Annotated in this window: 7 protein-coding genes and 9 tRNA genes; 15 read left to right on the top strand and 1 reads right to left on the bottom strand. The window is 44.3% G+C overall.

Features of this window, described 5'->3' with window-relative positions; genetic code table 11:
* Nucleotides 1–3: 3 nt before the first annotated feature.
* The 10 genes from IQQ51_RS25710 (at nucleotide 4) to IQQ51_RS25665 (ending at nucleotide 2,341) form a co-directional block, all read left to right on the top strand.
* Nucleotides 4–88: transfer RNA gene (locus IQQ51_RS25710), tRNA-Leu, on the top strand.
* Between the two features lie 29 nt (nucleotides 89–117).
* Nucleotides 118–192, top strand: a tRNA-Gln gene (locus IQQ51_RS25705).
* Nucleotides 193–260: 68 nt separating this feature from the next.
* Nucleotides 261–345 (top strand) — tRNA-Leu (locus tag IQQ51_RS25700).
* A 30-nt stretch (nucleotides 346–375) separates the two neighbouring features.
* A tRNA-Gln gene (locus tag IQQ51_RS25695) sits at nucleotides 376–450 on the top strand.
* 94 nt (nucleotides 451–544) lie between these two features.
* Nucleotides 545–629, top strand: a tRNA-Leu gene (locus IQQ51_RS25690).
* Between the two features lie 32 nt (nucleotides 630–661).
* Nucleotides 662–738, top strand: a tRNA-Met gene (locus tag IQQ51_RS25685).
* A gap of 55 nt (nucleotides 739–793) precedes the next feature.
* Nucleotides 794–878: transfer RNA gene (locus IQQ51_RS25680), tRNA-Leu, on the top strand.
* A 32-nt stretch (nucleotides 879–910) separates the two neighbouring features.
* A tRNA-Met gene (locus IQQ51_RS25675) sits at nucleotides 911–987 on the top strand.
* A gap of 70 nt (nucleotides 988–1,057) precedes the next feature.
* A tRNA-Leu gene (locus tag IQQ51_RS25670) sits at nucleotides 1,058–1,142 on the top strand.
* A 158-nt stretch (nucleotides 1,143–1,300) separates the two neighbouring features.
* Nucleotides 1,301–2,341: a lactonase family protein gene (locus tag IQQ51_RS25665; protein WP_193842496.1), complete on the top strand. Its 1,041-nt coding sequence runs from the start codon at nucleotides 1,301–1,303 to the stop codon at nucleotides 2,339–2,341.
* A gap of 76 nt (nucleotides 2,342–2,417) precedes the next feature.
* Here the strand turns inward: IQQ51_RS25665 and IQQ51_RS25660 are convergent, their stop codons facing one another.
* Entirely contained in the window at nucleotides 2,418–3,593 is a 1,176-nt protein-coding gene (locus IQQ51_RS25660; protein ID WP_193842495.1) for a 2-octaprenyl-3-methyl-6-methoxy-1,4-benzoquinol hydroxylase, read from the bottom strand.
* Between the two features lie 308 nt (nucleotides 3,594–3,901).
* Here IQQ51_RS25660 and miaB point away from each other — a divergent pair, with 308 nt between their 5' ends.
* The 5 genes from miaB (at nucleotide 3,902) to lnt (ending at nucleotide 9,634) form a co-directional block, all read left to right on the top strand.
* A complete protein-coding gene (gene miaB / locus IQQ51_RS25655) occupies nucleotides 3,902–5,326 on the top strand; it encodes a tRNA (N6-isopentenyl adenosine(37)-C2)-methylthiotransferase MiaB (RefSeq protein ID WP_012603385.1) in 1,425 nt (474 codons plus the stop codon).
* Nucleotides 5,327–5,489: 163 nt separating this feature from the next.
* Entirely contained in the window at nucleotides 5,490–6,611 is a 1,122-nt protein-coding gene (locus IQQ51_RS25650; protein WP_048607945.1) for a PhoH family protein, read from the top strand.
* Entirely contained in the window at nucleotides 6,612–7,073 is a 462-nt protein-coding gene (gene ybeY / locus IQQ51_RS25645) for an rRNA maturation RNase YbeY (protein ID WP_012603383.1), read from the top strand. It begins immediately after the preceding gene.
* A gap of 120 nt (nucleotides 7,074–7,193) precedes the next feature.
* The gene (gene corC / locus IQQ51_RS25640) at nucleotides 7,194–8,084 is read left to right on the top strand and encodes a CNNM family magnesium/cobalt transport protein CorC (RefSeq protein ID WP_012603382.1); all 891 of its coding nucleotides are present in this window, start codon (nucleotides 7,194–7,196) and stop codon (nucleotides 8,082–8,084) included.
* Nucleotides 8,085–8,116: 32 nt separating this feature from the next.
* On the top strand, nucleotides 8,117–9,634 hold the full coding sequence (lnt, locus tag IQQ51_RS25635) for an apolipoprotein N-acyltransferase (RefSeq protein WP_050633689.1): 1,518 nt from the start codon (nucleotides 8,117–8,119) through the stop codon (nucleotides 9,632–9,634).
* Nucleotides 9,635–9,733: the final 99 nt, after the last annotated feature.

Genomic DNA, 9,733 nt, shown 5'->3' with positions numbered 1-9,733 from the left:
GCTGCGGTCGTGGCGGAATTGGTAGACGCACCAGATTTAGGTTCTGGCGCCGAGAGGTGTGAGAGTTCAAGTCTCTCCGACCGCACCATTATTTAGATGTCTTAATTGATATCCTGTTGGGCTATCGCCAAGCGGTAAGGCACTGGCTTTTGATGCCAGCATTCCCTGGTTCGAATCCAGGTAGCCCAGCCATTACAACGTTACTTAGACAAACCATAAGTCTTCTTAACTATACTCTTCGCTAGAGTAAAAGCTTTGCTGCGGTCGTGGCGGAATTGGTAGACGCACCAGATTTAGGTTCTGGCGCCGAGAGGTGTGAGAGTTCAAGTCTCTCCGACCGCACCATTATTTAGATATCTTAAATGATATCATTGTTGGGCTATCGCCAAGCGGTAAGGCACTGGCTTTTGATGCCAGCATTCCCTGGTTCGAATCCAGGTAGCCCAGCCACTATTTAAACTCTTTGTTTAATTACTTAAGTCGTTAACTAAGAGCACAACGTTACATCGAATCACCAATGTCGATATAACTACAAAGATTTGCTGCGGTCGTGGCGGAATTGGTAGACGCACCAGATTTAGGTTCTGGCGCCGAGAGGTGTGAGAGTTCAAGTCTCTCCGACCGCACCATTATTTAATAATGAATCTATTAGATTCATTATGGCTACTTAGCTCAGTTGGTTAGAGCACATCACTCATAATGATGGGGTCGCAGGTTCAAATCCCGCAGTAGCCACCACTTATACAACGTCTTATTGAAGCACCAATATTCGATATGACTATAAAGATTTGCTGCGGTCGTGGCGGAATTGGTAGACGCACCAGATTTAGGTTCTGGCGCCGAGAGGTGTGAGAGTTCAAGTCTCTCCGACCGCACCATTATTTAATAATGAGTCTATCAGATTTATTATGGCTACTTAGCTCAGTTGGTTAGAGCACATCACTCATAATGATGGGGTCGCAGGTTCAAATCCCGCAGTAGCCACCACTTTTTCTTTGAAACAAGAAGACAACGTTATTTCGAACCACCAATGTCGATATAACTATAAAGATTTGCTGCGGTCGTGGCGGAATTGGTAGACGCACCAGATTTAGGTTCTGGCGCCGAGAGGTGTGAGAGTTCAAGTCTCTCCGACCGCACCATCATTAAATAAAACCCAGCTTTTTAGCTGGGTTTTGTTTTATCTGGAATATGCAAATCTGCTAGCCAAGTCACCAAGTATTCTCTTCTATAACCTCACTTTTAATACGATTTTATAAGACAATGTCAGCTCCATTTTCTAATTGAGTATGACTAGCCTATGAAAACCCTCCCCTTAACGATCGGTTGCTACACGGATACGCCAAGTAAAAGCCAAGGTGTTTATCAAACTCAGTTAGATCTAGAAACAGGAAAACTATTACCTCTAGAGCTAATCATCAAATGTACTAACCCCTCTTTTGTTACTGTAACAAAAACTGGGATCTATACTGCATCGGAAGTTGACCAGCAAAAACAGCCCCAGCTCATTCATATACCTAGTGTTGATTCACAGCTAACGCCCAATACGAGCCTCATCTCGGGAGATCACCCTTGTCACGTCGCAATAGATCCACACAATAAGTTTGCTATCACGTCGCAATACTCATCAGGCACATTCGATATTTTTAGCTTAAGTATCAATGGCAGCATCGATAAGCGACTCAAAACAATCAAGATGGTTGGTTCCGGGCCAAACAAAGAGAGACAAACTAGCCCACACGCTCATCAATGTCTGTTCCTACAAAACTCACCACAGTTTGTGACCGTCGTTCTCGGCACCGATCGCATCAACTTCTATTGCTTTGATGAAGAACAAGAAGAGTTCCTTGATGAGCCAATGCAGTCTATTAAGGTGCCCGCCGGCAATGGACCTCGTCATTTAATTTTTAACAACGCTGAAGACAGAGCCTATGTGGTCTGTGAACTCTCTGAAACGTTACTGATTTTGGAAAAGGTTTTAGGTATTTGGAATATAGTGGATGAAGTTGATGCATTGCCTAATATGGAGAAGGGAGAAGCCGCAGCTGCGATTAAGCTATCCCCTGATGAGCAATTCCTTTATGTGTCATGTCGACATCAATCAAGAATCAGCAGCTTCAAAGTCGATTCTGAGACTCAAAAGCTGACTTTCATTGATAGCTACGACACTGAAGGTAAATTCCCAAGAGACTTCCATATAACGAACGATGGGAAATGGCTTATCGCTGCCAACCAGCACTCCAACAACATCACCTCATTCAAGCGAGATAATGAAGACGGATCTTTGGTTTATACCGGGTACTCTTTAGAGATCGATGCACCGGTTCGCGTTACGCAGTAGTTACAGAATTCAACACCATACAAAAAGGAGAGCATCTGCTCTCCTTTTCTATATAAATAACCGGAACTAGTGAAAATTAAAGACCCAAGGCGTATTTCAAGACTTGAGTTTTAATCGGCCCAGAGTTCTCTGCGAGTTTTAGTGCGGCATTACGTACAAACTTGAGCGGACCAATGTCGTTGCTGAATGTCTTGTAGAAGAAATCCATGCCACTCTGCATCATTATGTTGTCGCCTCTTCTTATCACTTCATAGCGTCTTGCTACAGACTGGTTCAATTCACCCTTTTCTTTGGTGACATCCAGCAGTACTGATACATCTTTGAAGCCTAAGTTAACACCCTGCCCAGCCAAAGGGTTGATCGTATGCGCAGAATCCCCGACTAAAATACAGTTATTCTTCGAGTATGATTGAGCATGACGTCGTGTCAGAGGAAAAGAACCCGAATTCAAGACTTTGATATCACCTAACTCTTTAGGAAAGTGAGTAAGTACTTCATTTCGTAGTTTTTCAGGAGTCATTGCTGACAGTTGCTTAATACGCAGCGGAGAATCATACCAAACTAACGAGCCCTGCCCGACTTCTTGACCGTCAGAGGTTAGAGAACACAAAGGCAAGAATGAACGAGGACCACTTGGTAGAAATTGCTGCCAAGTAATATCTTGCTGAGGTTGTTCTGTTTCTACATTGATAAGCATACAGTGCTGTCGGTAATCCCAAGCAGTAATACCAATGCCAGCTTGCTGACGAACAGCGGAATTAGCGCCATCTGCACCAATCACCCATTTAGCCGATAACTGAGCACCAGATTGAAGCTTAACGATATTGGTTTCACCAAACTCAATCACATCGAGCTTTTCAGGGCACAACAGTTCTAAATTGTCATAAGCATCAAACTGAGACCATAAACCCAATTGAATGAGTCGGTTTTCAACAATGTAGCCTAAACGAGGCAAATCTAATGACGCAGCATCAAAACGAGTACGACACTCTGGGTGCTCCCACGTCTCTAAACGCTTATAAGAACACACTCGCATTGCTGCAATACTTTGCCATGCGCCAAGATCTTCAAGCAAATCGACCGATGCTTGAGAAATCGCTGACACACGAATGTCCATCGCTTGCGACTCATCAAAAGCTTGTGGGGCAAAACCTTCGATCACCGCAACACTCAGACCTTGCTTTGCAAAACCGATTGCTGTTGCCGCGCCAACCATGCCGCCACCGACTACTACAATATCGTAACTGTTCATATTTTGTACTTATCAGTTTGATTCTTTGACTGTTTTTGATTGTACTTTTTCATAACTAACTTGTAACCAAAAACCTTATTCGAAAAAAGGGTTATCCCTTATGGCATATGGTGTTAACGATAATAAAAACCACTACATAAGAGATTTGTTCAGACTACTAGTCAGTCGGTTTTGAAACCAGTACAATACGCCGCTTGCCGCTAGAGCCTGTCATAAAATTGAATACCGAATTATGACAAACGGGGCTAGCGGATGAATAATGGGCGATTTGCTCCCTTAAATTAAACTAACGATCGAGCGAACATATAATGAGTAAGAAACTGCTAATTAAAACTTGGGGCTGTCAGATGAATGAATATGATTCATCAAAAATGGCCGACCTGCTTAACGCTGCAAATGGCTATGAGCTAACTGAAGTACCTGAGGAAGCAGACGTACTACTATTGAATACTTGTTCTATCCGCGAAAAAGCGCAAGAAAAAGTATTCCACCAGCTTGGTCGTTGGAAAACGCTTAAAGATAAAAAAGAAGGTGTGGTGATCGGTGTGGGTGGCTGTGTAGCAACTCAAGAAGGTGATCACATTCGTCAACGTGCACCATACGTAGACGTTATCTTTGGCCCACAAACATTGCACCGTTTGCCAGAGATGATTAAATCATCACTGTCTAACGAAAAGCCAGTAATGGACATCTCTTTCCCAGAGATCGAAAAGTTCGATAACCTACCAGAGCCAAAAGCTGAAGGCGCGACGGCGTTCGTTTCTATCATGGAAGGCTGTTCTAAATACTGTACTTACTGCGTTGTACCATACACACGTGGTGAAGAAGTTAGCCGTCCAATGGATGATGTACTGTTCGAAGTTGCTCAACTTGCAGAGCAAGGCGTACGTGAAGTTAACCTGCTGGGTCAGAACGTAAACGCATACCGCGGTCCAACTCACGAAGGTGATATCTGTTCATTCGCAGAACTGCTTCGTCTTGTTGCTTCTATCGATGGTATCGACCGTATTCGTTTCACAACAAGCCACCCGCTTGAGTTTGGTGACGACATCATTGAAGTTTACAAAGATACACCAGAACTAGTGAGCTTCCTTCACCTACCAGTACAAAGTGGTAGTGACCGTATTCTTACGATGATGAAGCGTCCGCATACGGCTATCGAGTACAAATCTATTATCCGTAAACTGCGTAAAGCTCGTCCTGACATTCAAATCAGCTCTGACTTTATTGTTGGTTTCCCTGGTGAGTCTAAGCAAGACTTCCAAGATACAATGAAGCTAATTAAAGAAGTTGATTTCGATATGAGCTTCAGCTTTGTTTTCTCTCCTCGCCCAGGTACGCCAGCGGCAGATTACCCATGTGATGTACCAGCACAAGAGAAGAAAGATCGTCTATACGAGCTGCAACAAACGGTAAACACACAAGCTATGCGTTTCTCTCGTCTAATGTTAGGCACAGAGCAACGTATCCTTGTTGAAGGCCCATCAAGAAAGAACCTAATGGAACTTCGCGGCCGTACAGAAAACAGCCGTGTTGTGAACTTCGAAGGTTCTGCAGACCTAATCGGTCAATTCGTAGATGTGAAGATCACTGAGGTTTACACCAACTCACTACGTGGTGAGCTAGTTCGCACAGAAAAAGACATGGGTCTACGCGTTGTTATGACTCCAGCAGAAATGATGGAAAAAACAAAACGTGAAGACGAGCTAGGTGTAGCAACATTTACGCCATAGGCAATACAACTGTTTGAGCACAAAGCGCAAACACAAAGCTTGAAATTACCTAACTAAGTGACCATCTTAGAAATAGGGACATCACCATCAGAAGCCCGGTCTAAATCGGGCTTTTTGCTCTTTGTTTTATTTAAGAGTGAGTGGCACAAAATGAGAGGCTAATTTGAGCAATAAAATCGTTACCTTAGAGATAAATCTAGAGCCAGCTGACAACAAGCGCTTGGCAAGTTTATGCGGTCCATTTGACGACAACATCAAGCACCTTGAGCGTCGTCTGGGCGTTGAGATTAATTACCGTAGCAACTTTTTCACGATTGTCGGTAAGCCTCATACTACAGCCGCAGCTTTAGACATCATCAAACACCTCTATGTTGAAACGGCTCCAGTTAAAGGCAACATAATCGATATCGAACCAGAGCAAATACATCTGGCGATCACCGAATCTGGCATTTTGGAGCAACACGTCGAGTCTGAAATTGACTACGGCAAAGAAGTGACCATTAAGACTAAAAAAGGCGTTATCAAACCTCGAACGCCAAACCAAGCACAGTACCTAATGAACATGGTGACTCATGACATCACCTTTGGTATTGGACCAGCAGGTACAGGTAAAACCTATTTAGCCGTTGCGGCAGCAGTTGATGCACTTGAACGCCAAGAGGTTCGCCGAATCCTACTGACTCGCCCTGCTGTTGAAGCCGGTGAGAAGCTTGGTTTCCTACCGGGTGATTTAAGCCAGAAAGTAGACCCATATTTACGTCCACTTTACGATGCACTGTTTGAGATGCTTGGCTTTGAGCGAGTTGAGAAGCTGATTGAACGTAACGTAATTGAAGTTGCGCCACTGGCTTACATGCGTGGTCGTACATTGAATGATGCGTTTATCATTCTTGATGAGAGCCAAAACACCACGGTAGAACAGATGAAGATGTTCTTAACCCGTATCGGTTTTAACTCACGAGCTGTGATCACAGGTGATATTACGCAAATCGATTTACCTCGTGGTGCAAAATCCGGATTACGCCATGCGACTGAAGTGCTCAATGAAGTCGATGACATTAGCTTCAACTTCTTCATGTCTGAAGACGTCGTTCGTCACCCTGTGGTTGCCCGTATCGTCAACGCATACGAGAAGTGGGAAGCAAAAGACCAGAAAGAGCGCAAAGAGTTTGAAAAGCGTAAACGTGAAGAGCGTGAAGCCAAACTTCTTGAGGCTCAGCAGGCAGTTACGACACAATTAGCAACACAAAATAGCTCTGTAATTGCAGAACAAGGTGATAAATAGATGTCTATTGAACTAGACCTGCAATTAGCGGTCGAAAATGAGCAAGGTCTTCCAACTGAGCAAGATATTCAGCTTTGGTTGGACAAGACCATTCCTCAGTTTCAAGAGAATGCTGAGTTGACGGTTCGTATCGTTGATACGCAAGAAAGCCACCAGCTCAATCATGAATATCGTGGAAAAGACAAGCCAACTAACGTGTTGTCTTTTCCATTCGAGGCTCCTCCAGGGATCGAGTTAGATCTACTGGGCGACCTCATTATCTGCCGCCAAGTTGTCGAAAAAGAAGCAGAAGAGCAAAGTAAGCCTCTGCTAGCACACTGGGCTCATATGGTTGTACATGGCAGTCTGCATCTGCTAGGTTATGATCATATCGAAGATGATGAAGCTGAAGAGATGGAGTCACTCGAAACAGAAATCATGCAATCTATGGGGTTTGAAGACCCTTACATTCTAGAAAAGTAAATTGATTCTAGTTAAGTAGGTTGCAGAGAAACAATAACTCATCGAACCTGTGATTTTCGCAGGAATCTGAGTTGTAACGTGTGCTATCACACTTCTGATAGCGTTATTTTTTGAGAAATCATGAACGAAGGTAACCCCCCCACTTCTGAGGGAAGTAAAAAATCTGAAGGTCCGAGTAGAAAGTCCTTCTTTGAACGCCTAGGCCAACTATTTCAAGGTGAAGTAAAAGATCGCCAAGAGCTCGTAGATGTAATCCGCGACTCAGAAATTAATGACCTAATTGACCACGACACACGCGACATGCTCGAGGGTGTTATGGAAATTTCAGAGATGCGAGTACGCGATATCATGCTGCCTCGCTCTCAAATGGTTACAGTTGAACGCACCGATGATCTAGATACATTGATTGCGCTCATTACTGATGCTCAACACTCTCGCTACCCAGTGATCAGTGAAGATAAAGACCATGTTGAAGGCATTCTATTAGCGAAGGACCTACTTAAGTATTTGGGTTCAGAAAGTGCCCCATTTGATATCGAACAAGTGATTCGCCCTGTCGTGGTTGTTCCTGAAAGTAAGCGAGTTGATCGCCTGCTTAAGGAATTCCAAGAAGAGCGTTACCACATGTCTATCGTTGTCGATGAGTTTGGCGGAGTTTCTGGCCTGGTAACCATTGAAGATATCCTCGAAGAAATCGTTGGTGAAATTGAAGACGAGTTCGACGATGAAGAAGAGCTAGATATTCGTAAGCTGAGTAAGCATACCTTCTCTGTAAAAGCTTTAACCACTATTGAAGAGTTCAACGATACGTTTAACACTGCCTTTAGTGACGATGAAGTGGATACGGTAGGCGGCATGGTTATGACAGCACTCGGTCACCTGCCGGTTCGTGGCGAAATTGTAGAAATCGAAAACTACCATTTCAAAATAACATCAGCAGATAACCGTCGTGTGATTCAGCTACAGGTAACCATTCCTGACGAACAGCCTCTTCCGACTATCGAAGAATAACAACTTCTCTCTAAAGAGATGACAGAAATTAGATGACTAAGACATTTATTCATCGCCTATTACGGCCGCTTGCGGCCGTTTTTGTTGGCGCTATAACCACCCTTTCATTCGCTCCATACTCTATATGGCCTCTTGCTATTCTCAGCCCAGCTTTGTTGCTGTTACTGATCCACAACCGCTCTCCTAAAAGTGCGCTTTGGATTGGCTACGCATGGGGTTTAGGTCAATTCACCACAGGTATCAGTTGGGTATACGTCAGCATCGATCACTTTGGCGGCATGCCACTGGCAGCCAACCTGTTTTTGATGGCACTGCTCATTGGCTACCTAGCGGTTTATTCCGGCCTATTTGCCTGGAGTTTGAACAAGTTCTTCCCTGCCAATAATCTAAGCCGATTTTTCCTTGCAGCTCCTGCATTGTGGTTAATCAGTGATTGGCTGCGTGGCTGGGTAATGACGGGCTTCCCTTGGCTTTGGCTTGGCTACAGCCAAATCGATTCGCCATTGGGGTCATTTGCACCGATTGGCGGTGTCGAGTTAATTACTCTAGTGATCATTGTTTCAGCCTCTGCATTCGCTTATGCGATTGTTAACCGGGCCTGGAGTATCGCTATCATTCCCGCCGTCGTATTTAGCGCAGGTTTTGGTATTCGAAATATCGATTGGGTCACGCCTAACCCTGAAAAAACAACATCAGTGGTATTGATTCAAGGTAATGTCGATCAAGATAGCAAATGGCTGCCGAGTCATCGCTGGCCGACCATGATGAAGTACACCGATTTAAGCAGAGAAAATTGGGACGCGGATATCATCATCTGGCCTGAAGCCGCTATCCCTGCGTTTGAGGTAGAGATTCCTTCTTTCCTACGTAACTTAGATAGCGCAGCGAAGATGAATGACAGCTCGATCATCACTGGTGTGCTTAATCAGTCTGAAGATAAGAAATACTACAACAGTATTCTTTCTCTCGGTGTGAATCCATACGGTGAATACAGCTACGATCCAGACGAACGCTACCATAAACATCACCTATTGCCGTTTGGTGAGTTTGTGCCGTTTGAAGATATCTTGCGCCCATTAGCACCTTTCTTTAACTTGCCAATGTCATCATTCAGCCGTGGCGATTTTGTTCAACCCAACATAGTGGCAAATGGTCGTCACTTAGCGCCTGCGTTGTGTTATGAGATAGTCTTTAATGATCAAGTTAGACAGAACGTAACCGACGAGACTGACTTTATTTTAACGCTCTCTAACGATGCGTGGTTTGGTCGTTCGATTGGCCCTCTGCAACATATGGAAATTGCACAGATGCGTGCTCTGGAGCTTGGTAAGCCGGTTATTCGCTCGACCAACAATGGTGTGACGGCAGTTACCGATTACAAAGGCAACATCATCAAACAAGTGCCTCAGTTTGAAACAGCAGTATTAAAAGCTGAACTCATTTCAACGGATGGTCAAACGCCTTATCACACAGTAGGTACTTGGCCACTGTATATCTGGGCGATGCTCAGCTTGGTGATTGGTTGGGTAATTAGAAAGCCAAAAAGCTAGATTCGAGATTCGAGATTCGAGATTGATATGGCCCCTAAAAAGTAGACACAGGGGTTTAGTTGATTAGTTCAAAGTGCATGGGACTCACTCCACCTAGAG

The sequence above is a fragment of the Vibrio sp. OPT18 genome (genome assembly GCF_015163615.1).
In the GTDB taxonomy this organism is placed as follows: domain Bacteria; phylum Pseudomonadota; class Gammaproteobacteria; order Enterobacterales; family Vibrionaceae; genus Vibrio; species Vibrio coralliirubri.
Note: the sequence above shows the minus strand (reverse complement) of the source record. Positions and strands in the feature narration are given on the sequence as shown.